Origin of the sequence: Phaeobacter sp. LSS9, assembly GCF_003443595.1 — a bacterium.
Lineage (GTDB): Bacteria > Pseudomonadota > Alphaproteobacteria > Rhodobacterales > Rhodobacteraceae > Phaeobacter > Phaeobacter piscinae.
Genome location: NZ_CP031956.1, coordinates 2325159 through 2351804, shown reverse-complemented (window position 1 = coordinate 2351804; position 26646 = coordinate 2325159). Strand labels below are relative to the sequence as shown.

The window sequence follows — 26646 nt, the reverse complement described above, 5'->3', positions numbered from 1 at the left end:
CAGCCCAAAGCGCATAAGCCATGGCCGAAGGGTGGTACCCGTCATGTGCGGCCAGCGTGGGATCGGGCGGCAGTGTGAAGGGCAGGTGTACGACATTTGGATCTTGCGCGGCCAGCTTGGCAAGAACTTGGTCCAGCCGCGTCGCATGCCGGCCCAGCACCCAGGCCAGCGGGTTGGGAAGGGCGGGAAAATCCGCCATCGGCGGGACACCGGACAGGATCACCAGCGTGACCCCAAATCGGTCACGCAGAAGTCGGATCAGGGCTGACTGTTCCATGTGAAACCGCCGCCGTCGTGTAAGCCGCGTCACATCATTTACGCCAAGCGCCAAGACAGCGACGTCGAATGTCTGTGGTGGCAATGCGCGGACCCGCGCCAGTGCATCAGCGCTGCGATGTCCGGTTGTCGCCTCCAATCGCCAAGTCAGATGCCGCCCTTCGGCCAGTTTCGTTGTCAGTTGGCCGCAAAGCGCGTCATCCTGCCGGCCGACACCAACCCCTGCGGCGGAGCTGTCGCCGACAATCAACAGACGCAGGGGGGCGCCACGCCCCATCTGTCCAAACCGTGGACCCCATGGTTCAGGCAGGCGCAGGGCCCTGCGCCGTACGTTGACCGCCTGCACGACCAGCAACGGCAGCAGTACGATCCGGGCGATATGGTCCAGGCCGATCAGCTGAGCGCCGATTGATATTGCAGAAACCTGGGATCCGAGGTGACCCGCGCCATGATTGCGTCCCGCAAGATCCCGATGCTTTTGTAAGGGCGCATCACCACTTCGAACTGAGCAATCAGCCCGTCTGAATTCAGGGTGATCAGATCAACGCCAACCGCGTCGAATTCGCCGATCTTGCATTGGAATTCCAACGCCCAGTCATCGCCATCTCCCATGATGCGACGATAGCGGAAATCACTGAAAACTTGACCGACATGCCCCAGAATGGCCGCGACCGGAGCGCGACCGGTCCAGGTCTTCCAATAGGTCGGTGGCAAAAACTGCACGTCTTCGGCCAGGAGATCTGCAATCTGACTGTCATCACCCTTGGCGACGACCTCTTGCAGCCTGCTGATGGTTGGATGAGTCATGCGTCACCTTTCAGACCAGGGAAACCGCGAACAACGCGAATGTGAAGATGTCACCACCCTGCCGGTCCCCCCAAGCACCGGCAAGCGCGACGTCGCGATACCTTGCCCTGCAGGCAAGGGGCCGCTAGGGACGCGGGCATGACAGTTTCTAGCGACTACACTCCGCCGATGGATCCCCTAGACATCCTGCATCACGATGCCCAGCTCCTAGTGGTGAACAAACCCCATGGTCTGCTCAGCGTGCCGGGGCGGGGGGAACATCTTGCGGATTGTCTGCTGAGCAGGCTGCAGGCTGCCTTTCCGGAGGCGCTTTTGGTGCACCGACTGGACCGCGATACCTCAGGTGTGATGGTTTTCGGTGTCACTCCTCATGCGCAGCGGCATCTGTCCATGCAGTTTGAAAAGCGCAGTGCGAAGAAAGCCTATGTGGCGCGACTTGACGGTCGGCTTGAACCGCGCAGCGGCACCGTAGATCTGCCGCTCATCGTGGACTGGCCCAATCGTCCGCGCCAGATGGTCTGCCATGACACTGGCAAAGAGGCCGTGACCGACTGGCGGGTGATGAAATACGAAGACACCGCAACCCGCGTGCGCCTGACGCCAAAGACCGGGCGGTCGCATCAGCTACGGGTACATATGCTGTCTCTAGGCCACGCCATTCTGGGCGACCCGCTTTATGCAGAGGGGCGCGCGCTGGATCACCCGCGGATGATGTTGCATGCGGAGGAGCTGCGGATCAAACATCCTGACAGTGGCGAATCGATGAAGTTTCGCGTCAAGGCTCCGTTCTGAGGTCGGCACTGCCTAAACGCTGATGCGCAGCCAGTCTGGCGGCAGAATATCGGGATTGTTCAGTTTCGGATCGCCGAACCATTTGGTGGGACCGGCCACGCGGCGGTCCGGCGTCTGGTTCAGCCAGGCCGCCCACCAGGAGAACGAACTGTTGCCGATGATGTTGTGTTTGCACAGGCTCATCAGGCGCATGTCCTCATAATCGGTATCAGCGCCGTTGAAATCCACCACCACCTTGTCACAGGGCAGAGGGAGATTTTCCTTTGCCCACTGTGGATCATCCGAGAAGACATAGACCGTTGGATGTCCCTCCAACCCGTCCAGAACCTTCGCCAGTGCGGCCTCGTAATAGGCTTGATCGCAAAGCACATGCGCGGCGAGGGTCAGATAGTCGCCTCTGCGCACGTGCAGCGAAATTGAATTGGTTTCGTGGATGCGCGCCGCCATCTCCGCGTTCTGCTGATTTGAATACTCAGGGAAGGTGAAGTCGCGCCGAATGCGTTCGGCACTTTGTGTGAAATAGCGCTCGCTCTGCCAGTAGCCGTGCAGGTAACTGTTGTCGCCCCAGTCCGCGAAACCCGGATTGTAGCCCAGGCCTGCCTCCCGGCGCAGCTTCGGCCCGGCGCCGAGATGCTGGCCCAAACTGCGCCATAGCGCATAACCAAGCGGAGCACGTTGGCGTAACGGCGGCAGGATATCCGGTGTCGCCAGATCAAGATCGAAGACGCGCGTCAGCACGCCCTCACCGCGCAGCTCGGCGCCGCGACTGTCCAGCGCAACTGACACACCAAGCCGATCCGCCAGCGCACGCCCGGCAGCGTATTGGAACATCTGATTGCCCAGTCGGCCATGCAGGCGGGTGATGATCATGGTTGGTCCCTCGGAGCGATATACCGCGTTGATAGGCGCCATCGACTGCTATGACCAGTCCCGGTCAGGTTCATCCGCCGGATCGCGCCTGCCAGTCGCTGTAGCTTTCAACGCCAAAATCCAAATCTGGATCGTCTGTCATCGGTGCCAGAAACTCAATCGAGTGCCCGTCCGGATCCCTGAAGTAGACTGACAGCGCGGGCATCCAGCCCAGCACCACCGGCTCTGTCGTCGGGGACCCGTGAAAATCAAGCGGCGTGATCCCGGCATCAGACAGCCGGTCGCAAATGCCATCAAGTGCTGAGACCGTGGTGCGAAACGCCATGTGCAACCGCATACCCATCGGAGCGGAGCCACCCGCCCAAAGCCCAAGCATCCCCTGAGATTGCCCGCCGACCCAGTAGAAAGCGACCTGCCGCTCGGGTAGGTGACGCGCAAGCGCCAACCCGATGGTCTCCCCATAATAGGCCATTGAAACCTCAAGGTTTTTCACCGGCAGGTGGGTTTCGTAGATACCGGTCAAATTGGTGTTGATACCGGGTTTAACGGCGTGGACAGGCTTCTGATGGATCATTCGGTGTCTCCTTTGAACAATCGTTTTCCCCACCCTGCGAGCTCAAGTCAGGTTTAGATCAAGGGGTAAATGACCTCCCTGGTTGTTTCTCTTGATGCGGCTTGGACGTGGCCACTTTCAACTCGGCAGGGCTGATAGACAGCCACTCAACCACAGACACGAGGTGGCTAAGGTCTTGACCATGGCGGGTGGAAGGGCCTAAGGCTGAGGCAGGGTCGGGGCCCTGCCGCTCGCGGTCAACACGACCATGGTGAACCCCCGTCAATAGATTTCCTGTCTTTCGCCCATCGATGTGATGCGCCAATGGCAATGCGGGCTCCATGTTTTCGGCGCATCTTGTTGATTGGACAAGAGGCAAGCATGACGACCAACCCAGAAGATCTCCCTACAGTTGGGAGCCTGAAGCAACAGGCCCGCAATCTGCGACAGCAGTTGCAGGCCCGCAATCTCACCCTGTCACATAGCGCCGCGCTTGAGATGGTGGCCCGGCAATATGGCTACAAAGACTGGAATACGATCAGCGCCAAGGCGGACAGACCGCGTCCGAATATTCCACAGCAGACCCTGCGTGTCGGGCAGACCCTGCGGGGCAGCTACCTTGGTCAGGCCTTCACCGCTGAGCTGCGCGGGCTGCAGGTCTTTGGTGAGGGCGCACGCCGACGCGTGACCCTGCATCTGGAAGAGCCGGTGGATGTGGTGAAATTCGACAGTTTCTCCGCAATGCGTCAGCGGATCAGCGGCACCATTGGATGGGACGGCCGCTCGGTTGAGCGGACCTCAGATGGTGTGCCTCAGCTGGTTCTTGATCTGCCTGATTGGAGCCGTTTCACCTGAAACCCGCGCGAAAATACCAAAGAGCCGCCCTGAGGGGCGGCTCTTTTCGTCGGGTTCGCAGATTGGTGTCGGGCGTTACGCGTCGGCCCAGCCACCGACGGCTTTCACCTCCAGGAAATCCTCAATCCCCCAGCTGCCGCCCTCGCGGCCATTGCCGGATTGTTTCATGCCCCCAAACGGCGACCCAGCGGAACGCGACTTGCCGTTCATCTCGATCATACCGGCGCGCAGCTTGCGGGCCATGCGGTTGGCACGGGCGGGATCCTGAGTCTGCACATAGTTGGTCAGGCCGTAGGGCGTGTCATTGGCGATCTCGATTGCGTCCTCTTCGCTCTCGAAGGGGATAATCGACAGCACCGGGCCAAAGATCTCTTCGCGGGCGATGGTCATTTGGTTGTTCACGTCGGCGAATACGGTTGGCTTGACATAGAAGCCTTGGTTCAGGCCATCGGGGCGACCGGTGCCGCCTGCTACCAATCGGGCGCCTTCGTCGATGCCTTTCTGGATCAGATCCTGGATCTTGCCCCACTGCAGCTCGTTGACCACTGGGCCGATATGGCGACCTTCGCTGGAGGCAGGGCCGACCTCTACCTTGTTGGCAACAGCGGCGGCCTCTTCGACGGCTTTGTCGTAGATGCCTTTTTGAACCAGCATACGGCTTGGCGCGTTACAGCTTTGGCCGGTGTTGTTCATCATATGCAGCACGCCGCGCTTGACCGCTTTCTCGTCGGCATCGTCAAAGATCACATTGGCGCCCTTGCCACCAAGCTCCAGATGAACCTTCTTCAGGGTATCTGCCGCAGCTTTGGAAATGGCAGTACCGGCGCGGGTCGATCCGGTGAAGGACACCATGTCCACATCGGGATGGCTGGACAGCTGGGTGCCCACGCCGGCGCCGTCACCGTTCACCAGATTGAGGACACCAGCAGGGAAACCAGCCTCGTCCATCATTTCGGCAAAGATCATCGCGTTGAGCGGGCTTTGCTCCGAAGGTTTCAGAACCATGGTGCAGCCCGCAATGGCTGCGGCGCCAACCTTCAGCGTGACCTGGTTCATCGGCCAGTTCCATGGCGTGATCAACGCAGCGACGCCTACAGCCTCATGGATAATGCGATCGTTGGGGGCATGGTCGCCCAAAGGAGCATCGAAGGAAAACGCCTTCGCCGCCTTGATAAAGTTGCGCAGATGCCAGCTGCCTGCGCCTGCCTGCTGAGTGCGGGCCATGTCGATGGGCGCCCCCATCTCGACGCTCATCGCCTGCGCCAGATCTTCGGTGCGGCTCTCGTAGACTTCGATCAGCTTTTCGACCAGCGCGATACGATCTTCAACCGGTGTCGCCATCCAACCCGGCAGGGCGGCCTTGGCTGCGGCGACAGCGGCATTGGTATCTGCAGCATCGCCCAGGGAAATGACGGCACAGGGGGCCTCGGTCGAGGGGTCGATCACTTCGAAATCATTGGGTGCAGCAGGGGCGACCCATTGGCCGTTGATGTAAAAATCACGTTTCTCGATCATCTGTCGATCTCCCAGGTATCAGGGTGTGACGGGGCAAAACCCCGCAATTCGCCGACACTCTGTCACCGGTGTTTCGGATGGGCAAGGGGGGAATGAATAATTTGATCAAATTATAGGAGTGGATAAAAATCCGCTATTTTACCGCTGTTTTGGGATGGCTGCGCGGTCTCATCGATTGACGTACACGTATGTCCCGGACGGGTCAGATTTACGCATGGCTTGATCTTTTCAGCGACTTGCACCCGATCAAGGGTTTAACCTGCGCGTTGAGTGGTTAGGTTATCGACCAGAGAGTATTCATTTGACAGCAGAGGAGAGACCCATGGGTTTGCGTATCAATGATGTGGTTCCAGATTTCACCGCAGAAACCGATCAGGGCACCGTCTCGTTTCATGATTGGATCGGCGACAGCTGGGCGATCCTGTTTTCCCACCCCAAAGATTTTACACCTGTCTGCACCACGGAATTTTCGGCTGTGGCGCAGCTGGCTGACGAATGGGCCGCCCGCAATACCAAGGTGATCGGCGTGTCCGTTGACGGCGTCGAGGATCACAAGAAATGGAAGGGCGATATCGAAAGCTACGGCAAGGCCAGCGCTGGTTTCCCGATCATCGCCGATGAGGGTCTGGCTGTCTCCAAGGCCTTCGACATGCTGCCTGCTGAGGCCTATCTCCCCGATGGCCGCACCCCTGCAGACAGTGCCACTGTGCGCTCCGTCTTCATCATCGGTCCGGACAAGCAGTTGAAGCTGTCGATGACCTACCCGATGACCGTGGGACGTAACTTTGCCGAAATCCTGCGCGCTCTGGACGGTCTGCAGATGTCGGGCAAAGGCGTGGCAACCCCTGCGAACTGGGTGCCCGGCGAAGATGTGATTATCCCGCCAAGCGTGTCGAATGAGGACGCCAAAGCCAAGTTCGGTGAGTTCGAGACGATCTTCCCCTATCTGCGCAAAACCAAGGCGCCGGAATAACCGACTGAAACATCCAAACGGGGCGTCGTGCCCCTGTGAACTGACCGTTGTGGAAAAGGGGCCGACCGGCCCCTTTTTCTATGGCTCCACTACGAGTGTTTTTGTGGGCGCAGGGCGACTTGGCTCCGGTAGAGCGCGCGTTTCACTTCGCGCGCGATCTTTCCTCCTGTGGGGCGCGACTGGATGGTTGAGCCCCCCAATTCCTCCGTCAGTTCTGATGCGCCATTGGGCCAGATCGTGTGGACCATTTGCCAATGGACCCAGTGCATCTGGAGAAAGGTGTCAACCGGACGGTCCAGCGTCTCTGTGGCTGCCAGTAGACGCGCCGCCGCGGCTTTTCCCACCACCTGCGCGACGGTTTGCAATCCGATGCGTCTTGGCAGGAACAGGCGCGCTTCGCCCTCGGTCGCGATAAACTGCGTCGCGGTTTCGCGGTGTTTGGCAGGCAGCCGGATAAAACTCTCGGTGGTGGCGCTATTTTCGGCCAATGCGATGGCATCGCGCCAGATCGTCAGGTCCAACGCAAGATCATCCTCGACGATCAAGCCGAACTCATCGGTGCTGTCGACGATCTTCTGCCAGCATTTGCGATGGGAGAGGAAACAGCCGATCTCCCCAGCCCTCAGCGCAAAGGGGTAACGTGGCTGGTGCAGGTCGCCATTGCGCACGGTGATCCCGCCTGCCTCCAGAACCGCGCGGCCATTGACCGCCTCAATGACCTCCGGCTGTGGCAGCTCGGTCATCAGCCGTGCCACATTTGGGGCGCGTTTCTGATCACCTGCCATATGAATGATATAGGATCGCATAAGCCAGAGGTAGCGATCTTGCCCAGCGGTGAAAAGAGGGAGGCCGCAGCCTGCGGACCCGAAAACGAAGAAACCCCGCCATCTCTGGCGGGGTTCCAACTGTTTTCAAAACAAGAGGCAGATTATTCTGCGTCTTCTTTCTTCTCAGCCTTGATCTCTTCGCCGGTTTCCTGATCCACGATCTTCATGGACAGGCGGACCTTGCCGCGATCATCAAAGCCCAGCAGCTTCACTTTCACTTCCTGGCCTTCCTTCAGAACGTCCGAAGGGTGGTTCAGGCGGCGGTTTTCGATCTGGGACACGTGTACCAGGCCATCGCGCTTGCCGAAGAAGTTCACAAAGGCGCCGAAGTCGACGATCTTCACAACTTTACCGGTGTAGATGGCGCCTTCTTCCGGCTCTGCCACGATCGAGTGGATCATGTCATAGGCTTTTTGGATGGCGGTGCCGTCGGCCGATGCGATCTTGATCACGCCGTCGTCGTTGATGTCGACTTTCGCGCCGGAGGTTTCCACGATCTCGCGGATGACCTTACCGCCGGAGCCGATCACTTCACGGATCTTGTCAGTCGGGATCTGCATGGTCTCAATGCGCGGCGCATGGACGGAGAACGCATTGGTTTCCGACAGAGCCTTGGCCATTTCGCCGAGGATGTGCAGACGGCCGTCTTTGGCCTGATCCAATGCTTTTTCCATGATCTCAGGCGTGATGCCTGCAACCTTGATGTCCATCTGCAGCGACGTGATACCCTTGTCGGTACCCGCCACTTTGAAGTCCATGTCGCCAAGGTGGTCTTCGTCGCCCAGAATGTCCGACAGGATCGCGTAGGAGCCGTCGTCTTCCAGGATCAGACCCATGGCCACACCGGCAACCGGTGCCTTCAGCGGAACGCCGGCGTCCATCATGGACAGCGAACCACCGCAGACCGATGCCATCGAGGAGGAACCGTTCGATTCGGTGATCTCCGACACCACGCGGATGGTGTAGGGGAAGTCGGTCGGCGCAGGCAGAACAGCCTGCAGCGCGCGCCATGCCAGCTTACCGTGACCGATTTCACGACGGCCCGGGGAGCCGACACGACCCACTTCACCAACCGAATAGGGAGGGAAGTTGTAGTGCAGCAGGAAGTTGGATTTGAAGTTGCCGTGCAGCGCGTCGATGAACTGCTCATCGTCACCGGTGCCCAGCGTGGTCACGGCCAGCGCCTGAGTTTCACCACGGGTGAACAGCGCAGAACCATGGGTCCGCGGCAGCATGCCGGTTTCCGACTCGATGGCGCGCACGTCAGTGGTTGAACGTCCGTCGATTCGCTTGCCGGTCTTGACGACATCGCCACGCAGAATGCCAGCTTCCAGCTTCTTCAGAGCGGAACCGAGGTTGGCATCTTCCAGCTGTTCTTCTGTCAGCGAGGCTTTGATCGCGTCGCGGGCAGCGGCAACAGCGGCGGTGCGCTCCTGCTTGTCGGTGATTGCGAATGCAGCGCGCATCTGCTCTTCACCAGCGGCTTTCACGACAGCGAACAGCTCGGAATAGTCCGCCGGCTGGAAGTCAAACGGCTCTTTCGCCGCGTCTTCTGCCAGGGAAATGATCAGGTCGATCACCGGCTGGATCTGCTCATGAGCAAATTTCACCGCACCCAGCATTTCAGCTTCGGTCAGCTCGTAAGCTTCGGATTCAACCATCATCACGGCATCTTTGGTGCCGGCAACAACCAGATCCAGACGCTGATCAGGGTTCAGGCGCAGGTCCTGCATGTCGTCGACAGTCGGGTTCAGAACGTATTCGCCGCCCTCAAAACCAACGCGCGCAGCTGCGATTGGACCCATGAAGGGTGCGCCGGACAGGGTCAGCGCCGCAGAGGCTGCGATCATGGCGACCATGTCAGGATCGTTGACCAGATCGTGGCTCAGCACGGTGCACATCACCAGAACTTCGTTCTTAAAGCCGGGGACGAACAGCGGGCGGATCGGACGGTCGATCAGACGCGCAGTCAGCGTTTCTTTTTCGGTGGGGCGTGCTTCACGCTTGAAAAAACCACCGGGGACCTTGCCCGCAGCGTAGTATTTTTCCTGGTAGTGGACGGTCAGAGGGAAGAAGTCCTGACCCGGTTTCTGCTGGCGGGCAAAGGTGACATTTGCCATGACCGAGGTCTCGCCCAGGGTGGCAATCACGGTGCCATCAGCCTGACGGGCAACCTTGCCGGTCTCCAGTGTGAGCGTCTCTTCGCCCCACTGCATCGATTTCTTTGTAACGTTAAACATTCAGCTTATCCTAGCTGGGAGCACTCCCGGGCGTATCCCGGGTCTCCCGTTTGATGTGGCGGCCCCATTGCCGCCGACCCCTCTCTATCTTTCTTTCGACTGCCGGGGTCTTGGCAGCACGTCTCAGATAGGCCGCCCTTACAGGATTTTTGCACAGATTGAAAGGGCAAGCGCTGGTGATGCCGGTTCTCAGAGATTTCGCCCCACGCCCCATACCGCAGGGCGCACCAGCGCCGACGGCGAGTTCCAAAAATACCGGTGCGTTAACCAGATCCTCAGCGTTTTTATGAAAACTTTGCGCACCCCAGAAGGGCAAGACGCCGTCGCCCCCACCACGAATGAACAGGTGCTGAATGAACGATTGGACCTCCGGCTATGTTGCCGAGCTCGACTATACACATGATTTCTTTCATGAGATGACGCCATCGCGCTTGGCGTTTGCTGCGTTGTCGCGGGGGCATCGGCATGGGTTGGATGACAACCGACTAACCTATTGTGAGTTGGGCTGTGGGCAGGGGTTCACCGCCAATCTGCTGGCCGCTGCAAACCCGCATGTTGATGTACATGCCATGGATTTCAATCCCGCGCATATCGCTGGCGCACATCGACTGGCGCGGGAGGCCGCGGTGCCCAATGTCACCTTCTACGAAAGGTCCTTTGAGGATTTCGAGGAGGAGGCAACCCTGCCAAACAGCTTTGACGTGATTGCGCTCCATGGCGTCTACAGCTGGGTCTCTCGCGAGAATCAGGAACGGATCACCGGCTTCATCGCTCGCCGTCTGAAACCGGGTGGGCTGGTCTATATCAGTTACAACACACAACCGGGTTGGGCGCCGTCGATGCCATTGCGCCGGTTGCTGGCAGATCGCGCGGCGCAGAGCAGCGGGCCGCTGGAGCAGCGCATTGACGAAGCCTTGGGGTTTGCCGAGCAATTGAAACAGGCCGGGGCTGGTTTCTTTGCATCCAATCCGGGCCAGCTGACCCGGCTGAGCGAGATGAAATCGATGTCGCGAAACTACTTGGCGCATGAGTTCTTCAACAAGGATTGGACCCCGTTTCATTTTGCCGATGTTGCAGAAGATCTGGCGCAGGCAAAACTGGAGTTCATGGGGGCGGCGAATCCTTTAGATCACATCGACGATATCTGCCTCAGCGCGCCACAGCAGGCGCTGCTCGCAGAAGAAAGCAATGTGATCAGGCGCGAGGGATTGCGTGACATTCTGTTAAACGAGCAGTTCCGCGCAGATGTTTTTGTACGGGGGTGGCTGCCACAGACACAACGTGGCGGCGTCGGGGGGTGGTTTCAGACCTCCTTCGCGCTGGCGCGCCATTATGGAACCGGCCCGTTGAAAATCAGCTGGCGCAAGGGCGATATCGCGCTGGAAGCGAGCCAGTACGAGCCTGTTTTGCAGGCTTTGGCCGATGGGCAGCACACCGTTCGTGCCTTGCTGGAGCAAGGGGTGTTCTCAGATATGACCTGGGGCGACATTACGCGGATGCTGACGATTCTGACCGGTGCGGGCTATATCGTGCCCTGTTTGCCGCAAGCGGGATATGCGGATCGGATTGCGCGGTGCCGCGACTTCAATATGGCGGTTTGCAAGAATGCTGAGGACAGCGAGCGTCTGGGATTCCTGGCATCCCCGGTGACGGGGGGCGGTGTCGCGGTTGACCGAATGGAGCAGCTGTTCCTTCTGGCTCAAAGCGAGGGGCATCAGGCGCCACATGATTGGGCGAGCTTCGTCTGGCGAATTCTTGAGCCGCAGGGACAGCGGCTGGAACAGGATGGCCGGGTGCTGGAGCTGGCTGAGGAAAACCTTGCTGTCCTGCGCGCCCGCGCCCATGCTTTTGCAGCGCGGCGCCTGGACATTCTTGCAGGTCTTGGCGTGAGCTTGGTCAAGAACGCACCATCGCAAGCGGAGACGGCCCATCCGACGGCCGCTACGTCACAGCGCGGCGCCGTCGCCTAGCAGCCCGCAGATCAGCCAGTGCAACGAAAAACGCCCGCAGCCAAAAGGCGCGGGCGTTGATCTTCAACCGTCTGGTCGTCGCGTTTAGCGACGGATGCCGAGACGTTTGATGAGGTCCTGATAGCGGGCCACGTCTTTGCCTTTGGTGTAGTCCAGCAGCTTACGACGCTGAGCAACCATTTTCAGAAGGCCACGACGACCGTGGTTGTCCTTCTTGTGGGTTTTGAAGTGCTCGGTCAGGGTGTTGATGCGCGAGGTCAGGATTGCAACCTGGACTTCCGGGGAACCGGTGTCGCCGTCTTTGGTTGCGAATTCTTTCATCAAGCGGGCTTTTTCTTCAGCAGTGATCGACATCGGGGTCTCCTTTGAAGGTTTGTGTGAATGGCGCAGGCCGGGATGTCGTCCAGCACAGGCCCATGGAGGCGTCTCGGGCAACGCAGTTTTCCGTAGAAAGTCGCAGTGCCGTTGAACAGGTCGCGCGTATACGCAGGTTCTTCGGAAATAGCAAAAGGTTTTGAGGAGTGGTTTCAGTCAGCGCAGCGGATGTCGGCCTGACGAGACCTGGATTAGCCGAGCGTTAGCCCGCCGCTGCCAGCTTCATTGGCCATCACGCCAAAGCGGATCGCGGCGTCCTGATCTACGACCAGTATGTCGGAGGCTGCCAGTTCCGCCGGTCCGGTCACGCGCAGCACCTCCTCGCCGTCGATGGTCACGATATGCTCACCGGGGCTATCTGGATTGCTGCTCACGTCAACGACAGGTGTGTCAGAGCCGAATTTGTCCCAGATGACAACCAGCTGGTCCTCATTGCTATTGAAATCGGACAGATCGATGGGAGCGGTGGGGTCCGTATTGTCCCCGTTTGTGTCCTCGCTGACATAAAAATCACCAGCGCCAACAAGGATACTATCGGCGCCAGTGCCAGCGGTCACAATGTCACCGGCCCCGGCAAGTATCGTGTCATCGCCGTCACCACCGTTCAGATAATCCGTGGTGTCACCATCATCATTGCCGACCAGGCGATCATCGCCAGTGCCGCCGAACAGCGTGTCCTGTCCCTGGCCACCTGTTAGATGATCATCATCGTCGTTCCCGTGCAGCGCGTCGCGCCCGTCAGCCCCGACCAGCGTATCATTGTCCTGACCGCCGTGAGCCTGATCATCGCCTGCGCCACCGTCAAGCAAATCCTCACCGAAGTGGCCAAACAGCCTGTCATCGTCATCATCCCCGGCCAGCAGATCATCGCCATAGTCTCCGTGTAGGAGATCATCCCCGGCGCCGCCCTCTAGTGTGTCGTCCCCCTCACCGCCGTGCAGTGTGTCATTGCCGTCGCCGCCTTGCACGCCGTCATCGCCGGCGTAGCCGTTCAGCTGATCATGGCCCGCAAGGCCTTGCAGAAGATCATCTGTATCACCACCGCCAAGCTGATCGCTTGCAGCGGTCCCAGTCGAGACCAATGCGTCAAGAGAGACGGTTTCACCGGTGCTGCCCTTTGCGGCATCATCGTCGCTGCCTTCACGGGTGTCGGGGCTGTCCGGGTCATCGCCCCCCTCGTCAATCAACAAGATGCCACCAACAGCGGCGACCCCCAACATTGCAGCCAGCATCAACATTCCGGCGACCCCTTACCAAACACGCGGAACACCCGCATGATTAGTATTGAACACGCAATGGTTGTATATCAAACCAAATCGAAAGCGATGGTTAGCAAGATCTTATGCCGACTTGGGCCGCCAGGGTTCAGGTTTCTGGTCGTAGCGAATGTAGAGCGGGTGTTTGGGATGACCGGCCTTGCTCAGTCCGAGATGAAACAACGGCCTACCGGTTTCGACAAGCGCCGCCGCAACTTGATCACCTTGCTGACGAAACGCGCCGTGGGTGCCCCAGGCGCAGATCACCTGATCCGCCCAGGCCGCACCCTCCAGAATTATTCCCAGATTATCAGGGCCAACCGGGTCCGCTGCGCGTTTCATGTCGCGCGGATCGGTGGCCCGAAAGGCAAAGATATTGGTGGCGCGAAATCCGCCATGTCCCAAGGTGCGCGCGCGTCTTTCGCAGCGCTCAATCGTTGGATCGTTCTGCACCTCAGTTGCGGTGGACGGGTTGAGCATCACAAACATCACCCGTGTCCCCGCCGGATCCCAGATCCGGCTGAGGCTATATCGATACTGCTCGCAGTCGGAATAGACCGCGTTTGAAGGCGCGTCGCCCTTGGTGTGGCTGCGATGGATCATGGTGCCCGTCGTGCCCAGACCTCGCGCCGCTGTCAACCGCAGCCTAGCGGACGAAGACCCTGCTGGGATGCAGCTCGCCGGCCTTGTAGTGTCCAACCGCAACAGCCAGACCATCCAGTGAGGCCCAGGCTTCCTCGCCGTATTCAACATCGGAGGCGAGCACCATTCCGGGATTGCCATTGCGCAGCTTGGCCGCGCCTTCAGGTGTGCAGGTCAGCTGCGGCAGATCGGCGAGCCCTTCTTCAAGCGGGCGCAGATAGCCATCAAGATCCGGCGATTTGGCCATTTCATCCAACGTCTCAAGGCTGATGCCATCCTCCGCGTCAAACGGCCCCGACCAGATCCGGCGCAGGCATTTGACATGGCCCTGACACCCAAGCGCGGCGCCCAGATCCCGCGCGATGGACCGCACGTAGCCGCCTTTGCCGCAGGTCATTTCCAACACGACATGGTCAGCGTCAGGACGATCCACCAGGATCAGCTCCTCAACCCACAATGGGCGGGCGGCCAGTTCGATGTCTTCACCGTCGCGCGCCAGCTTATAAGCGCGCTGGCCGTCGATTTTCACCGCTGAGAATTTTGGTGGCACCTGCATGATATCACCAAGGAATTGCGGCAGCGCCGCCACGATGTCCTCATCACTTGGCCGCGTGTCGCTGCTGGCGATCACTTCGCCTTCGGCGTCATCGGTATTGGTCGCCTGACCGAGACGCACGGTGAAGGTGTAGGCCTTCAGCGCATCGGTGATATAAGGCACGGTCTTGGTGGCTTCGCCGAGGGCGACTGCCAGAACGCCGGTTGCCTCGGGATCCAATGTGCCGGCATGGCCTGCCTTCTTCGCATCAAAGGCCCAGCGGACCTTATTGACAACCGCAGTGGACGTCAGCCCCGCAGGCTTGTCGACCACCAGCCAGCCGGAAATATCGCGCCCTTTGCGTTTGCGTCCCATATCGTACCCCAATGTCATCGTCGGTGAGAGAGGCGCGCGAGGTAGCCCAGCCATCCCGGGCTGTCAATCGCGGGAGGTGGCGAAACCGTCGGCCAACTGCGGCGCGGGCTGGTCCAACGCGTGTGGTTGGCTCAGTTGGTCGCCGCGTCGCTCTTGGTGCCGTCTGCCACCACGCCCACCACTGGCCCCATCATGAAACCGGCATCACTGCGGTTGATCTGCGGCGCGTGGAGCCGCGATATATTGCCATCAAAATAGAGCGCGCTTGGCAGCTTCAGATGGTCCCTGAACAGGCTGCCAAACTGGTGAAACGTCACAGCGTTCCGCGAGATGGCAAAGACCACGCGCTGGCCGTCGGCGCTGGTGCCGACGCCGTTGCGAATGAAATACGAGGTCGAGTCCGGCAGAAACCGCGGGTGCAACGCGCCGTCGATCACCAGCATCGGGCCGGATTGCGTGGCATAGCGGCACGATGGCTCTGTCTCGGCGAAAGTCAGCGTTTCGATCACATCCGTGCGGGCAGCGCCGATACACAGCACCCCATTGGGCAACAGTCCGAAATTGCCCGGACCGGGGGTTGTGATCAGCCGCATCTCCTCGCCGTCGCTGTCCCGGTACAATCCGACGGGCGATCGGTCGCGATGGTACATACCGGCATTTGTGGCAAAGGGCAGACTCTGCCCCTTGGCAGTCAGATCGTTTTCGATTGTCGAGAAATGACCGTAGATCTCGCCCGCGTCGTTTTTTAGAAACAGGCGCAGCTCATCTTCGGCCACGTCGACCTCGCAGATCGTGTAGCGATTGCCGTCATAGGCGATGTCGCGGCAGTCCACCGCCGCCGCGGGCGCAGCCCAAAGGGCCAACACCACAGCCACCGCCCAGCGAATCACTCGCCGATATCGCGGCGCACCGCGTCCTGCGACAGCATCCGGCGGGTGTCATCCATCCGGTCAAAGGTGTCATCCAGCTGGAATCGCAGTTCCGGCGTGAATTTCAGTGCCAGCTTCTTGCCGATCATCCGACGCAGTTCGCCCTTGTTGCGGGCCATCAGTTTGAGCGTGTCTTCCTGCCCCTTGCCGCCAAGCGGCAGCACATAAGCCGTGGCAATACGCAGATCGGGCGAGGTGCGAACCTCACCAACGGTGATCGACAGCCGGTTCAATTCGGGATCATGCAGGTCACCGCGTGCAAAGATCTCGGACAAGGCGCGGCGAATCAATTCGCCGACGCGGAGCTGACGTTGTGAGGGCCCTGAGCCCTCTTGGAGTTTGTTCTTAGCCATATATCCGATTTATGCCGAAAGCGGGGCTTTGCCAAGCGCAGCACAAGCGGTTAGGACAAAACCAGCCCGAAACAGACCACCCGCGATCCAGCGCAACACCTAAGGACCCCTGACATGACAGCTTCCCGCACGGATACACCCGGCATCGTGATCACCGGCGCCTCTGGGCGCATGGGGCAGATGCTGATCAAGACGGTTGCGGATCATCCCCGCGCGCATCTGATCGGCGCGGTGGAGCGGGCAGGCCACGATTGGGTCGGCAAGGATGTCGGGCTGGCTATGGGCGGCTCTGAAATCGGTGTGACAGTGACCGACGATGCGGCTGCTGCCTTTGCCAAGGCGCAGGCCGTGATCGACTTCACCAGCCCAGCGGCGACTATTGCCTTTGCCGGGTTGGCGGCCGAGGCCGGTGTTGTCCATGTCATTGGCACCACCGGGATGAGCGACGCAGAGATCGCCCAGCTGGAACCGGCCTCGCGCCGGTCGGTGCAGATGCGCGCTGGCAATATGAGCCTTGGCGTGAACCTGCTGGCCCAGTTGACCAAAAAGGTCGCCGCCGCCCTTGATGAGGATTTTGATATCGAAGTGATTGAGGCGCATCACCATCACAAAGTCGACGCCCCCTCCGGCACCGCGTTGATGCTGGGCGAAGCCGCTGCGGAGGGGCGCGGCGTGGTGCTTTCAGATGTCAGCGACAGCGGGCGCGATGGCATCACCGGCGCGCGCAAGCGCGGTGATATCGGTTTCAGCGCCATTCGGGGTGGCGATATTGTCGGGGAACATGACGTGCTGTTTGCCGGCCAGGGAGAGCGTATCGTCCTGCGCCATCTGGCGACGGACCGTGCGATCTTTGCCCGCGGCGCGATTAAGGCCGCACTTTGGGGGCAGGATAAGCAACCCGGTCAATACGACATGCTGGATGTGCTGGGCCTCTGATCCTCAGAGCAGGGATGCGGCGCCGCTGAACGTCTCGAACCCTTCGGTGGTTTCCAGCACCGAAGCTTCGAAATGGGCGATCAATGGCATCACTTGGGGCTCCAGCTCTTTCAGCCAGACAGGCCCGTCATAGAAGTCATCCTTGATGCGTTCGCGGTCTGATAGCGTTGCAAAGGCGCGCATCCAGTGGACGACATCCGGATCCTCAAGATCGCGCATCGGGCCAAAAACCAGCATGCCCGCGTCGCGCAATGCCGGTCTGTTCACCCGTTCAAAGATGTCAATAAAGGCTTCGCGTTTGCCGGGGTGCAGTCTGTAGCGGCGGATCTCGATGATCATGCAGGCCTCCTGCGGCGACACCGTCAGAAATCGATGGCGATGCCTTTTTTCTCCCAATCGCCGTAACGCGCGGGATCGGGACCATCGCGACCGCCCAGCTCAACCGGGCGATTGGCCGCCTCGGCCTCAGCGGCCTTGCGCCGTTCTGCGGCTTCCGCCAGCGCCCGCTGGGCGGCGGGCGGCAGATCTGCTGCCGGATCGATTTTGGTTTTGTCAGCGTCACTCATGCCGGGTTCCCTTGTTGTCGTTCTATGATATACGCCCGCGTCCGGCGGCGACAACCCATCGCGCCGCTGCCCTCTATCAGGAGACCCGCATGTCCAACGCAAGCCAAGCCCGCCGCCGCGCTATTCATCTGCTGGATCAGGTGCTCGGAGAGGGCAAGCTGCTGTCTGAATGTTATGCCGCTGGCGCCTTGGACAAGCTCCCGGCAGAGGAGCGGGCGCGCAGTCAGCGACTGGCTACAGACACGCTGCGCAATTTGGAGCGCGCGGACCGGATCCTGCAGAAACATCTGAAGAAATCGACGCCGCTGACAGTCCACAACGCCCTGCGTATTGGCACCGTCGAACTGTGTCAGGGCGGGGCCGCACATGGGGTGGTAAACGAGATGGTGGACATCATCGCGCGTCACCGCCGCCACGGTAAGCTGAAGGGACTGGTCAACGCGGTTCTGCGCAAGGTGGCGGATCAGGGGCCTGCTGAATGGGCCAAGCTGCGGGTCCCGCGCCTGCCGAAATGGCTGCGCAGCCCACTGTCTCAGGCCTGGGGCGCACCTGCGATGCTGTCGATTGAGGCGGCTCATCTGGCGGGCGCGCCGCTTGATCTGTCGGCGAAACCTGGTGCCGATCTGTCGGCGTTGGAGGCAACCCGCCTGCCAACCGGGTCTTACCGTCTCCATGGATCGGTTCAGGTTTCTGGCCTGCCGGGATTTGAGGCGGGTGACTGGTGGGTACAGGATGCCGCTGCCGCGCTGCCTGCGCAGCTGCTGGCGGCACAGCCGGGCGAATCGGTCCTGGATCTCTGCGCGGCGCCGGGGGGCAAGACGATGCAGATCGCAGCCACTGGCGCGAATGTGACGGCCGTGGATCAATCCGCTGGTCGGATGGCGCGCCTGTCGGAGAACCTTGACCGGACCGGCCTCAGCGCCACGGTGGTTGTCGGTGATGCGCTGGAACAGACCGGCCAATATGATGCCGTCCTGCTGGATGCGCCGTGTTCCGCAACGGGCACGATCCGCCGTCACCCGGACCTGCCCCATGCCAAGGATGGCAGTGGCTTTGGCGCGCTGATTGAATTGCAGGCACAGATGCTTGCCCATGCCTGGAGCCTGGTGAAACCGGGTGGACGGTTGATTTACTGCACCTGTTCGCTCTTGCCGGATGAGGGCGAATGCCAGGTTGAAGATGCGCTTGAGATGTTTCCCGATATGTCGGTCGGCGATCGGATCCACACGGTCGCGGGCATCGACCCCGACTGGATCACAGAAGAAGGCGGTCTGCGTCTGCGACCTGATTACTGGGCGGATCAGGGCGGTATGGACGGTTTCTACATGGCGGAATTGCGCAAGGGCGCGGCCTGACCTCAGGTCTCGGCGGTCCTTCGCCGCCCGGCCATCTGGTCGCCTGCCGCATTATCGGTGACTTGGCCTGTAAGCCTCGCTATGCTCAGCGCAAAACGCCCCGGAAAAAATCTCTGGCGTGAGGCAAGAGAGCATGTCCCGATACGATAGAATGGCGCGGCGCGGCACCCGCCTGTTGAACCGCTTTTACGCACGGCGCGCGCGACGGCAGCCCGGCGCCACGGCCTTTGTGTCGCAGCCTGAGCCGCGCACCATCGGCAGCTTTGCCCGCGGTCGTCAACTGGTGGCGGGCAATCTTCTGTTTGCGGGTTACCTCGTCGAATCGCCGACCACCGGGCTCTGGGATGTGGTGGCGCCCGATCTCGCTTTTGATGCAGAACGGCACGGGTTTGCCTGGCTTGATGATCTGGCCGCTGTTGGTGATTTTCGGGCCCGGGAAAAGGCACAGCTCTGGGTCTGGGGATGGATCGACACCCATGGCAACGGCAGCGGGCCGGGCTGGTCGCCGGATCTGACCGGTCGTCGGGTGATCCGCTGGATCAACCACGCGCTGTTCCTGCTGGCGGCCCGCACCGCCGAACAATCGGAGGCCTTCTTCGGGGCCCTGTCCCGCCAGACCTGGTTCCTCTCCCGCCGTTGGCAAGGGGCCTCCCCCGGATTGCCCCGCTTTGAGGCACTCACCGGGTTGATCTACGCGGGGCTAGCGCTCAAGGGGCATGAGGATCAGGTCGATCCCGCTCTGAAGGCCCTGGCAGAGGAATGCGCCAGCCAGATTGATGATCAGGGAGGCCTGCCGACCCGCAATCCTGAGGAGCTGCTGGAGGTCTTTACCCTGCTGACCTGGGCTGCGGCTGCGCTACAGGATGCCGGACGCGGCGTTCCACCCGCGCAACTGGCCGCGATTGAGCGGATCGCACCGACCCTGCGCACATTGCGTCATGCGGATGGCGGTCTCGCGCGGTTCCACGGCGGTGGTCGCGGGCTGGAGGGGCGGCTGGATCATGCGCTTGCGGCAAGCCATGTCACCACGCGCCACGCCGATGGTTTGGCGATGGGCTATGCCCGCCTGTCCGGGCGGCGCACTTCGGTGATCATTGATGCGTCTGTGCCGCCGACGGGGCGCGCCTCTTGGAATGGTCATGCCTCCACCCTGGCGTTTGAGCTGACATCCGGTCGTCGCCCGCTGATCGTTAACTGCGGCTCGGGCGAAACCTTTGGTGTTGAGTGGCGCCGAGCGGGGCGGGCAACACCGTCCCATTCCACGCTCTGTATCGAAGGGCATTCCAGCGCCCGACTGGCCCCGCCGGAACGCGGCAGCGGCCATGAGATCATGACCGAGGCGCCCGACAACGTGCTGCTGGATGTTTCTGATCTGGAAGACGGCTATCGCTTTCAGGGCGGGCACAATGGCTATGAACGCCATTTCGGCCTGACCCATGCGCGCACGCTTGAACTGGCGGTGGATGGCCGTGGTCTGGCTGGTGAGGACATGTTGCTGGCGCTGGATACCCGCAACAAACGTCGTTTCGACAAGGCGATGGACGCCCATTCGCTGGGCGGTATTGGCTTTGAGATCCGGCTGCATCTGCACCCGGATGTGGACGCAGCCCTTGACTTGGGGGGCGCAGCAGTATCCATGGCGCTCAAGAGCGGGGAGATCTGGGTGTTCCGTCATGATGGAACCTGCGAGTTGAAGCTGGAACCCAGCGTATACCTGGAAAAAACCCGCTTGAAGCCGCGTGCGGCAAAACAGATCGTTCTCTCCGGGCGGGCAATGAACTATGCCACGCGCATCCGGTGGACGCTCAGTAAGGCGCAGGAGACTGCCGTTGCCGTGCGAGACCTGAACCGGGATGATCCCGCGTTAACCGACTGAGCCTGAAAAGGACCTGCCCTGCCATGACTGACCTTCACCCCGTACGCCGTGCGTTGCTTTCCGTATCCGACAAGACCGGGCTGATCGACCTGGGCAAGGCCTTGGCGGCACGCGGCGTTGAGCTGCTCTCAACCGGCGGCACGGCCAAGGCGCTGCGCGACGCAGGGCTGACCGTCAAGGATGTCTCCGAAATCACCGGCTTTCCGGAAATGATGGATGGTCGGGTCAAAACGCTGCATCCGATGGTGCATGGCGGGCTGCTGGCATTGCGCGACAACGACACACATGTGGCCGCGATGGAAGAGCATGGGATCGGCGCCATCGACCTGCTGGTGGTGAACCTCTACCCGTTTGAGGACACCGTGGCCAAGGGCGGCGACTACAACACCTGCATTGAAAACATTGATATTGGCGGCCCGGCAATGATCCGTGCGGCGTCCAAGAACCACCTGTTCGTGAACGTTGTGGTCGATGTCGAGGATTACGAACCGCTGCTGGCAGAGCTGGATCGCAATGATGGGCAGACCTCTTATGGATTCCGTCAATGGTTGGCGCAGAATGCCTACGCCCGTACGGCCGCCTATGACGCGGCAGTATCAAACTGGATGGCGGGCGCACTGAATCTTGAGGCGCCGCGCCGCCGTGCCGTGGCAGGACAGCTGGCGCAGACCCTGCGCTATGGTGAGAACCCGCATCAGCAGGCGGCCTTCTACCTTGATGGCTCCGCCCGCGCAGGCGTCGCCACCGCGCAGCAGGTGCAGGGCAAGGAACTGTCCTACAACAACATCAACGACACCGATGCGGCTTTTGAACTGGTCAGCGAGTTTGCACCCGCTGATGGCCCGGCCGTGGCGATCATCAAACACGCCAACCCCTGCGGTGTTGCCCGTGGTACAACGCTGAAAGATGCGTACCAAAAGGCCTTCGACTGCGACCGCACCTCTGCCTTTGGCGGGATTGTGGCTCTGAACCAGCCGCTGGACGGCGAAACCGCGCAAGAGATCGTGCAGATCTTCACCGAAGTGGTCATCGCCCCCGGTGCTTCGGATGAGGCCAAGGCAATTTTTGCCGCCAAGAAGAACCTGCGTCTGTTGCTGACGGATGGTCTGCCCAACCCGCAGGACACGGGTCTGACCACCCGTCAGGTGTCTGGCGGAATGCTGGTGCAGGACAAGGACGTCGGTCACCGGGCCATGGACGACCTGAAGGTGGTCACCGAGAAGGCCCCGACCGATGAGCAGATGCAGGATCTGCTGTTTGCCTGGAAGGTTGCAAAACACGTGAAATCCAACGCCATCGTTTATGTCAAATCTGGCCAGACCGTTGGTGTCGGCGCCGGCCAGATGAGTCGCCTGGACAGCGCCACCATTGCAGGCGTGAAGGCGCAGCGGATGGCTGATGCGCTGGAGTTGCCGGAGAGCTTGGCAAAAGGGTCTGCGGTTGCCTCCGATGCATTCTTCCCTTTTGCGGACGGTCTTCTGGAAGCTGCGGCAAACGGTGCCACCTGCGTGATCCAGCCCGGTGGTTCCATGCGCGACGATGAGGTCATCAAGGCCGCCAATGACGCAGGACTGGCAATGGTCTTCACCGGCATGCGTCACTTCCGACACTAAACGCGGCTAACGCAGATCGGGCCGGGTTTGGCCCGATCTCGCCTCAAATTCCGGGCAAAGGGGGCCGCACAATGCGAGCCAAAGTGATGATCTGGGCCGCGATACTGGCGCTGCTTGCCGATCAGATCAGCAAATATCTGGTGGTGCGGGTCATGGATGTGGCCAATCGCGGCGGCATTGATGTGCTGCCACCGCTGCTGCGGTTTCGCTATGGCGAGAATACCGGCATCAATTTCGGTCTGTTCGGCGATGGCACTGATACTACGCGGTGGGTTCTTATTGGTCTGTCACTTGTGATCTGCGTGGTGCTGGTGGTCTGGATCGCGCGGCTGCCTGCCAATGCGCGCATGATGCAGCTTTCAGCCGGTTTGGTGATCGGCGGCGCGCTTGGCAATGTGGTGGACAGACTGCTTTACGGGTATGTGCTGGACTTCCTCAATATGTCCTGCTGCGGCATCAACAATCCCTTTGTCTTCAACGTGGCGGACATCTTCATCTTTGCGGGTGCGGCCGGCTTGATCCTATTTGACGGGCGGCAGAAAAACCCTGCGTGACCTCGCTGGGGAAATGCGATAAAAGCGGCTCAAACAGGCAGGAGTAACGGGTCATGCGGATCCCTTTTGGTGTGATTGTTCTGATGGGCGCGCTGGCCGTATCTGCCTGCGGGCAAAAAGGGTTGCGCGATCTGCGCCCGGCCGGAACCGGCCCGGATGAATTCATGGTCCTGCCTGCCAAGCCACTGGCCGAGCCGACCAGCTATCAGGCGTTGCCACAGCCCACACCCGGCGCGGCCAATCTCACCGACCGCAACCCCAAGGGTGAAGCCGTCGCCGTGCTTGGCGGCAACCCGGCTGCGCTGGTGCCCGGTGAGGGCATTCCCGCCAGCGACGGCGCATTGGTCACCGCCGTGAGCCGCTATGGCGTCGACCCCGACGTCCGCGCGGATCTCGCGGCGCGCGATGCGAAGAAACGCAAGCGTGAAAACCGCACCGCGCGGTTCAAACTGTTCCCGGTCGACCGCTACCAGGAGGCCTACAAGCGCGAGGCCATCGCGCCGGATCAGGTCAGCGAACGTTTCCGCCGTGCGGGTTTTGAGACACCGTCAGCCCCACCGGCAGAGTAACGCCGAACAGGCCGAACCAGCGGCTCCGGGCGATCACAAAAACGCCATTTCTCTTGCACATGCCCCTCCAGAGCGTAGTTTGACGTTAGCGATGTCGGTCCGGTTTTCGGGCTGATTGCCATTGATATGTTGTTGGATCGGACTTGTTTCTGTTGCACCGCAGACCACACGGACAGGGTCGCGCTGCATCGCCCGTCAGGGCAGGCTGCGGGATCTGACCGGCTGCATGAGTCTATTTTGACGCGACCGGTGCTTGTGGTGCCGGTGGCGTACCGCAAAAAGGAGATCACCGAATGATCCCCCCTATGAAGCCTGTGATCCGGCGGATCACCCGGGCCACCGCCATTGTCGCGGCCCTTGTTGCTCTGGACAGTGCTGGTTTGACAGCCTCAGGGCTGGTTCAGGGCGCGCAGGCGCAGGACACTGCCGCTCAATCCGACGCGAGCGATATGGTCACCAGCTTTGTCCTTGGTAATGGGATGCAGGTCGTGGTGATCGAAGACCATCGCGCGCCTGTTGTGCAGCATATGGTCTGGTATCGTGCAGGCTCCGCCGATGAACCTGTCGGCCAGTCCGGTGTTGCACATTTTCTGGAACATTTGCTGTTCAAGGCCACTGATAAGCTGGAGGCAGGGGAACTTTCGGCCACCGTTGCTGCAAACGGCGGCCGGGACAACGCCTTCACCAGCTATGACTACACGGCGTATTTCCAGCGTGTCGCGGCGGACCGCCTGAGGTTGATGATGCAGATGGAAAGCGACCGGATGGTCAACATCCGCCTCACCGAGCAGGATATCGAGACCGAGCGGGAGGTCATTCTGGAGGAGCGCAACCAGCGTACCGACAGCGAACCGCGGGCGCTGTTTCGTGAACAGTTGAACGCCGCGCAATATCTCAACCATCGGTATGGCCAGCCCATTATTGGCTGGCGTCATGAGATGGAAGAGCTGGACATGGCGGATGCGCTCTCATTCTACGGAACCTATTACGCGCCGAATAATGCCATTTTGGTTGTCTCCGGTGACGTCGATCCGGAGGAGGTGCGTCGCCTTGCCGAGGAGACCTATGGACAGATCCCGGCCAACCCGGATCTGCCGGAGCGGGTTCGCAGCAAGGAGCCGCCGCAGACCGCTGCCCGGCGCATTATCTTCAAAGATCCGCGCGTGGCGCAGCCGTTTGTTCAGCGCTCCTATCTGGCGCCGGAACGTGACAACGGTGCGCAAGAACGCGCAGCGGCGCTCTATCTTCTGGCTGAACTCTTGGGCGGTGGCAGCACCTCTTACCTGACCAACGCGCTGCAGTTTGATCAGCAGGTGGCGGTCTACACCGGGGTGTTTTATTCCGACGTGTCTCTGGACGATACCACCTTTGACTTTCTGGTCGTGCCCGGGGCTGATGTCAGCCTTGAGGAGGCCGAAGCCGCGCTGGATGCCACCTTTGCCCGGTTTCTGGAAGAAGGCGTTGATGAGGCGCAGCTGGAGCGGATCAAACTGCAACTGCGGGCCGCAGAAATCTACGCCCGCGACAATGTCGACGGAATTGCCAACCGCTATGGGCGGGCGCTGGCGTCGGGTCTGACAGTTGAGGATGTGCAGGCTTGGCCGCGTATCCTGCAATCGATCACCGCAGATGAAATCATCGCCGTCGCCCGCGAGGTGTTGCGGCCGGAGGTATCGGTCACCGGCTGGATGATGCGAGACGAAGAGGTAAGCCAATGAAGGCGCTAAAGCTTGTCACGGCCGCATTGGCCGCCTGTTTCCTCGCCCTGCCGGTCTGGGCAGAGGTGAAGATCAAAGAGGTGACCTCTCCCGGCGGCATAACCGCATGGCTGGTCGAAGATCACAGCATTCCCTTCACAGCGCTGGAGCTGCGCTTTCGTGGTGGCACGTCGCTCGACAAGCCGGGCAAACGTGGCGCGACCTATCTGATGGCGGGTCTGCTGGAGGAGGGTGCCGGGCCGCTGGCTGCGCAGGACTACGCCCGCACAGTTGAAAGCCTGGCTGCCGGGTTTTCCTACGATGCGGACAAGGACACGGTCTCGATCTCAGCGCAGTTTCTGAGCGAGAACCGTGATCAGGCCGTTGATCTGCTGCGCCAGACCATCCATGAGCCACGCTTTGATCAGGATGCGCTGGACCGGGTGCGCGCTCAGGTTCTGGCCGGTCTGCGCGCTGATGCCAAGGATCCCAACGATATCGCAGGGCGGGTGTTTTCGCAGATGGCCTTTGGCGATCACCCCTATGGCACCGAAGGCAACGGCACCATCGAAAGCGTTACCGCGCTGACCCGTCAGGATATGTTCGATGCCCATGATGCGGTGTTTGCCCGTGATCGACTCTATGTTGGGGCGGTTGGGGATATCACTGAGGCTGAACTGGGGGCGCTGCTGGATACCTTGCTGGGCGATTTGCCAGACGCAGGGGCGCCAATCCCGGGACCGGCGGAGGTCACCATTGAGGGTGGTGTGACTGTTGTTGACTATGACACACCGCAATCCGTGGCTCTGTTTGGGCATGCCGGTATCGAGCGCGACGACCCGCGGTATTTCGCAGCCTACCTGTTGAACCAGATCCTTGGCGGCGGGTCTTTTGACAGTCGCCTGATGTCGGAAGTGCGCGAAAAACGCGGGCTGACCTATGGCGTCTACAGCTATCTGGTGCCGCGTGATCTGGGGGCCGTCTACATGGGCTCGGTCGCGTCGGCCAACGGCAAGATTGCCGAAACGGTTGAGGTCATCCAGACGGAATGGGCGAAACTGGCAACTGAAGGCGTGACGGAGAAAGAGCTGGAAGACGCCAAAACCTATCTGACTGGCGCGTATCCGTTGCGTTTCGATGGCAATAGCCGCATCGCGTCGATCCTCGCGGGGATGCAGATGGATGATCTGCCCATTGATTACGTGGCCACCCGCAATGACAAGGTGAACGCTGTCACATTGGAAGAGATCAACAAGGTGGCCGGTGAAATCCTATTGCCGGATCAGCTGCACTTCATCGTGGTTGGCCGACCGGAAGGTTTGCAGTCCACCAATTGA

General features: G+C 60.6%; 26 protein-coding genes and 1 pseudogene. 12 read left to right on the top strand and 15 right to left on the bottom strand.

Features of this window, described 5'->3' with window-relative positions; translation table 11 throughout:
* Nucleotides 1-58: 58 nt before the first annotated feature.
* Nucleotides 59-553 (bottom strand): annotated as a pseudogene (locus D1820_RS11330) (SGNH/GDSL hydrolase family protein); the annotation flags it as partial.
* 116 nt (nt 554-669) lie between these two features.
* Nucleotides 670-1083, bottom strand: a complete 414-nt coding sequence (locus D1820_RS11325) for a nuclear transport factor 2 family protein (protein ID WP_118069080.1) — start codon at nt 1081-1083, stop codon at nt 670-672.
* A 138-nt stretch (nt 1084-1221) separates the two neighbouring features.
* On the opposite strand from D1820_RS11325, the gene D1820_RS11320 reads away from it, so the two are divergent.
* Complete coding sequence (locus tag D1820_RS11320; protein ID WP_014881379.1) at nt 1222-1875, top strand: RluA family pseudouridine synthase; 654 nt, start codon at nt 1222-1224, stop codon at nt 1873-1875.
* 12 nt (nt 1876-1887) lie between these two features.
* Here the strand turns inward: D1820_RS11320 and D1820_RS11315 are convergent, their stop codons facing one another.
* Together D1820_RS11315 and D1820_RS11310 are read right to left on the bottom strand one after the other, a co-directional pair.
* Nucleotides 1888-2745, bottom strand: coding sequence for an alpha-1,2-fucosyltransferase (locus D1820_RS11315; protein WP_118070156.1), 858 nt, complete (start codon nt 2743-2745; stop codon nt 1888-1890).
* A gap of 70 nt (nt 2746-2815) precedes the next feature.
* Entirely contained in the window at nt 2816-3319 is a 504-nt protein-coding gene (locus D1820_RS11310; RefSeq protein ID WP_118069079.1) for a VOC family protein, read from the bottom strand.
* A 360-nt stretch (nt 3320-3679) separates the two neighbouring features.
* Here D1820_RS11310 and D1820_RS11305 point away from each other — a divergent pair, with 360 nt between their 5' ends.
* Complete coding sequence (locus tag D1820_RS11305; RefSeq protein ID WP_040170142.1) at nt 3680-4153, top strand: glyoxalase superfamily protein; 474 nt, start codon at nt 3680-3682, stop codon at nt 4151-4153.
* A gap of 75 nt (nt 4154-4228) precedes the next feature.
* Here D1820_RS11305 and D1820_RS11300 read toward each other — a convergent pair whose 3' ends face one another.
* Nucleotides 4229-5668 carry an aldehyde dehydrogenase family protein gene (locus D1820_RS11300; protein ID WP_118069077.1) on the bottom strand — a complete coding sequence of 480 codons (1440 nt, stop codon included), beginning with the start codon at nt 5666-5668 and terminating at the stop codon, nt 4229-4231.
* Between the two features lie 322 nt (nt 5669-5990).
* On the opposite strand from D1820_RS11300, the gene D1820_RS11295 reads away from it, so the two are divergent.
* Complete coding sequence (locus D1820_RS11295) at nt 5991-6641, top strand: peroxiredoxin (protein WP_024098686.1); 651 nt, start codon at nt 5991-5993, stop codon at nt 6639-6641.
* Between the two features lie 89 nt (nt 6642-6730).
* Here D1820_RS11295 and D1820_RS11290 read toward each other — a convergent pair whose 3' ends face one another.
* Nucleotides 6731-7384, bottom strand: coding sequence for a glycosyltransferase family 25 protein (locus D1820_RS11290; protein ID WP_254683304.1), 654 nt, complete (start codon nt 7382-7384; stop codon nt 6731-6733).
* A 185-nt stretch (nt 7385-7569) separates the two neighbouring features.
* Nucleotides 7570-9708 carry a polyribonucleotide nucleotidyltransferase gene (gene pnp, locus D1820_RS11285; protein WP_040170150.1) on the bottom strand — a complete coding sequence of 713 codons (2139 nt, stop codon included), beginning with the start codon at nt 9706-9708 and terminating at the stop codon, nt 7570-7572.
* A gap of 353 nt (nt 9709-10061) precedes the next feature.
* Here pnp and D1820_RS11280 point away from each other — a divergent pair, with 353 nt between their 5' ends.
* Nucleotides 10062-11678, top strand: a complete 1617-nt coding sequence (locus D1820_RS11280; protein ID WP_118069074.1) for a class I SAM-dependent methyltransferase — start codon at nt 10062-10064, stop codon at nt 11676-11678.
* Between the two features lie 84 nt (nt 11679-11762).
* Here the strand turns inward: D1820_RS11280 and rpsO are convergent, their stop codons facing one another.
* The 6 genes from rpsO to rbfA all read right to left on the bottom strand — a co-directional run bounded on the left by rpsO (nt 11763) and on the right by rbfA (nt 16143).
* Entirely contained in the window at nt 11763-12032 is a 270-nt protein-coding gene (gene rpsO / locus D1820_RS11275) for a 30S ribosomal protein S15 (RefSeq protein ID WP_024098682.1), read from the bottom strand.
* 212 nt (nt 12033-12244) lie between these two features.
* Nucleotides 12245-13291, bottom strand: coding sequence for a calcium-binding protein (locus D1820_RS11270; protein WP_118069072.1), 1047 nt, complete (start codon nt 13289-13291; stop codon nt 12245-12247).
* A 102-nt stretch (nt 13292-13393) separates the two neighbouring features.
* Entirely contained in the window at nt 13394-13912 is a 519-nt protein-coding gene (locus D1820_RS11265; RefSeq protein WP_118069071.1) for a DUF1643 domain-containing protein, read from the bottom strand.
* A 43-nt stretch (nt 13913-13955) separates the two neighbouring features.
* Nucleotides 13956-14861 carry a tRNA pseudouridine(55) synthase TruB gene (gene truB, locus D1820_RS11260; protein ID WP_040170158.1) on the bottom strand — a complete coding sequence of 302 codons (906 nt, stop codon included), beginning with the start codon at nt 14859-14861 and terminating at the stop codon, nt 13956-13958.
* A 131-nt stretch (nt 14862-14992) separates the two neighbouring features.
* Nucleotides 14993-15751 (bottom strand): phosphodiester glycosidase family protein, encoded by a 759-nt coding sequence (locus D1820_RS11255; protein WP_254683303.1) that lies wholly within the window; start codon nt 15749-15751, stop codon nt 14993-14995.
* Nucleotides 15748-16143, bottom strand: coding sequence for a 30S ribosome-binding factor RbfA (gene rbfA / locus D1820_RS11250; protein ID WP_040170160.1), 396 nt, complete (start codon nt 16141-16143; stop codon nt 15748-15750). The genes D1820_RS11255 and rbfA overlap by 4 nt, the downstream gene beginning before the upstream one ends.
* Before the next feature lie 114 nt (nt 16144-16257).
* On the opposite strand from rbfA, the gene dapB reads away from it, so the two are divergent.
* Nucleotides 16258-17079 carry a 4-hydroxy-tetrahydrodipicolinate reductase gene (dapB, locus tag D1820_RS11245; protein ID WP_118069069.1) on the top strand — a complete coding sequence of 274 codons (822 nt, stop codon included), beginning with the start codon at nt 16258-16260 and terminating at the stop codon, nt 17077-17079.
* Between the two features lie 3 nt (nt 17080-17082).
* Here dapB and D1820_RS11240 read toward each other — a convergent pair whose 3' ends face one another.
* Together D1820_RS11240 and D1820_RS11235 are read right to left on the bottom strand one after the other, a co-directional pair.
* Complete coding sequence (locus tag D1820_RS11240) at nt 17083-17418, bottom strand: putative quinol monooxygenase (protein ID WP_118070152.1); 336 nt, start codon at nt 17416-17418, stop codon at nt 17083-17085.
* A 23-nt stretch (nt 17419-17441) separates the two neighbouring features.
* Nucleotides 17442-17645 (bottom strand): DUF1674 domain-containing protein, encoded by a 204-nt coding sequence (locus D1820_RS11235; protein WP_118069067.1) that lies wholly within the window; start codon nt 17643-17645, stop codon nt 17442-17444.
* Between the two features lie 89 nt (nt 17646-17734).
* Here D1820_RS11235 and D1820_RS11230 point away from each other — a divergent pair, with 89 nt between their 5' ends.
* The 7 genes from D1820_RS11230 to D1820_RS11200 all read left to right on the top strand — a co-directional run bounded on the left by D1820_RS11230 (nt 17735) and on the right by D1820_RS11200 (nt 26646).
* Entirely contained in the window at nt 17735-19000 is a 1266-nt protein-coding gene (locus D1820_RS11230) for an RsmB/NOP family class I SAM-dependent RNA methyltransferase (protein WP_118069065.1), read from the top strand.
* 133 nt (nt 19001-19133) lie between these two features.
* On the top strand, nt 19134-20876 hold the full coding sequence (locus D1820_RS11225; protein ID WP_118069064.1) for a heparinase II/III family protein: 1743 nt from the start codon (nt 19134-19136) through the stop codon (nt 20874-20876).
* A gap of 23 nt (nt 20877-20899) precedes the next feature.
* Nucleotides 20900-22489: a bifunctional phosphoribosylaminoimidazolecarboxamide formyltransferase/IMP cyclohydrolase gene (gene purH, locus D1820_RS11220; RefSeq protein ID WP_118069062.1), complete on the top strand. Its 1590-nt coding sequence runs from the start codon at nt 20900-20902 to the stop codon at nt 22487-22489.
* A gap of 71 nt (nt 22490-22560) precedes the next feature.
* Nucleotides 22561-23043, top strand: coding sequence for a signal peptidase II (lspA, locus tag D1820_RS11215; RefSeq protein ID WP_040170172.1), 483 nt, complete (start codon nt 22561-22563; stop codon nt 23041-23043).
* 53 nt (nt 23044-23096) lie between these two features.
* Entirely contained in the window at nt 23097-23612 is a 516-nt protein-coding gene (locus D1820_RS11210; protein WP_118069060.1) for a DUF3035 domain-containing protein, read from the top strand.
* A gap of 293 nt (nt 23613-23905) precedes the next feature.
* Nucleotides 23906-25330 carry a pitrilysin family protein gene (locus D1820_RS11205; RefSeq protein ID WP_118069059.1) on the top strand — a complete coding sequence of 475 codons (1425 nt, stop codon included), beginning with the start codon at nt 23906-23908 and terminating at the stop codon, nt 25328-25330.
* Complete coding sequence (locus D1820_RS11200) at nt 25327-26646, top strand: pitrilysin family protein (RefSeq protein ID WP_118069057.1); 1320 nt, start codon at nt 25327-25329, stop codon at nt 26644-26646. Before D1820_RS11205 ends, D1820_RS11200 begins: the two co-directional genes overlap by 4 nt.

Excerpts from the sequence above, each read along its gene's own strand:
- D1820_RS11325 (WP_118069080.1), bottom strand. The coding sequence starts at position 1,083 with ATGACTCATCCAACCATCAGCAGGCTGCAAGAGGTCGTCGCCAAGGGT.
- D1820_RS11320 (WP_014881379.1), top strand. The coding sequence starts at position 1,222 with ATGACAGTTTCTAGCGACTACACTCCGCCGATGGATCCCCTAGACATC.
- D1820_RS11315 (WP_118070156.1), bottom strand. The coding sequence starts at position 2,745 with ATGATCATCACCCGCCTGCATGGCCGACTGGGCAATCAGATGTTCCAA.
- D1820_RS11310 (WP_118069079.1), bottom strand. The coding sequence starts at position 3,319 with ATGATCCATCAGAAGCCTGTCCACGCCGTTAAACCCGGTATCAACACC.
- D1820_RS11305 (WP_040170142.1), top strand. The coding sequence starts at position 3,680 with ATGACGACCAACCCAGAAGATCTCCCTACAGTTGGGAGCCTGAAGCAA.
- D1820_RS11300 (WP_118069077.1), bottom strand. The coding sequence starts at position 5,668 with ATGATCGAGAAACGTGATTTTTACATCAACGGCCAATGGGTCGCCCCT.
- D1820_RS11295 (WP_024098686.1), top strand. The coding sequence starts at position 5,991 with ATGGGTTTGCGTATCAATGATGTGGTTCCAGATTTCACCGCAGAAACC.
- D1820_RS11290 (WP_254683304.1), bottom strand. The coding sequence starts at position 7,384 with ATGACCGAGCTGCCACAGCCGGAGGTCATTGAGGCGGTCAATGGCCGC.
- pnp (WP_040170150.1), bottom strand. The coding sequence starts at position 9,708 with ATGTTTAACGTTACAAAGAAATCGATGCAGTGGGGCGAAGAGACGCTC.
- D1820_RS11280 (WP_118069074.1), top strand. The coding sequence starts at position 10,062 with ATGAACGATTGGACCTCCGGCTATGTTGCCGAGCTCGACTATACACAT.
- rpsO (WP_024098682.1), bottom strand. The coding sequence starts at position 12,032 with ATGTCGATCACTGCTGAAGAAAAAGCCCGCTTGATGAAAGAATTCGCA.
- D1820_RS11270 (WP_118069072.1), bottom strand. The coding sequence starts at position 13,291 with ATGTTGATGCTGGCTGCAATGTTGGGGGTCGCCGCTGTTGGTGGCATC.
- D1820_RS11265 (WP_118069071.1), bottom strand. The coding sequence starts at position 13,912 with ATGATCCATCGCAGCCACACCAAGGGCGACGCGCCTTCAAACGCGGTC.
- truB (WP_040170158.1), bottom strand. The coding sequence starts at position 14,861 with ATGGGACGCAAACGCAAAGGGCGCGATATTTCCGGCTGGCTGGTGGTC.
- rbfA (WP_040170160.1), bottom strand. The coding sequence starts at position 16,143 with ATGGCTAAGAACAAACTCCAAGAGGGCTCAGGGCCCTCACAACGTCAG.
- dapB (WP_118069069.1), top strand. The coding sequence starts at position 16,258 with ATGACAGCTTCCCGCACGGATACACCCGGCATCGTGATCACCGGCGCC.
- D1820_RS11240 (WP_118070152.1), bottom strand. The coding sequence starts at position 17,418 with ATGATCATCGAGATCCGCCGCTACAGACTGCACCCCGGCAAACGCGAA.
- D1820_RS11235 (WP_118069067.1), bottom strand. The coding sequence starts at position 17,645 with ATGAGTGACGCTGACAAAACCAAAATCGATCCGGCAGCAGATCTGCCG.
- D1820_RS11230 (WP_118069065.1), top strand. The coding sequence starts at position 17,735 with ATGTCCAACGCAAGCCAAGCCCGCCGCCGCGCTATTCATCTGCTGGAT.
- D1820_RS11225 (WP_118069064.1), top strand. The coding sequence starts at position 19,134 with ATGTCCCGATACGATAGAATGGCGCGGCGCGGCACCCGCCTGTTGAAC.
- purH (WP_118069062.1), top strand. The coding sequence starts at position 20,900 with ATGACTGACCTTCACCCCGTACGCCGTGCGTTGCTTTCCGTATCCGAC.
- lspA (WP_040170172.1), top strand. The coding sequence starts at position 22,561 with ATGCGAGCCAAAGTGATGATCTGGGCCGCGATACTGGCGCTGCTTGCC.
- D1820_RS11210 (WP_118069060.1), top strand. The coding sequence starts at position 23,097 with ATGCGGATCCCTTTTGGTGTGATTGTTCTGATGGGCGCGCTGGCCGTA.
- D1820_RS11205 (WP_118069059.1), top strand. The coding sequence starts at position 23,906 with ATGATCCCCCCTATGAAGCCTGTGATCCGGCGGATCACCCGGGCCACC.
- D1820_RS11200 (WP_118069057.1), top strand. The coding sequence starts at position 25,327 with ATGAAGGCGCTAAAGCTTGTCACGGCCGCATTGGCCGCCTGTTTCCTC.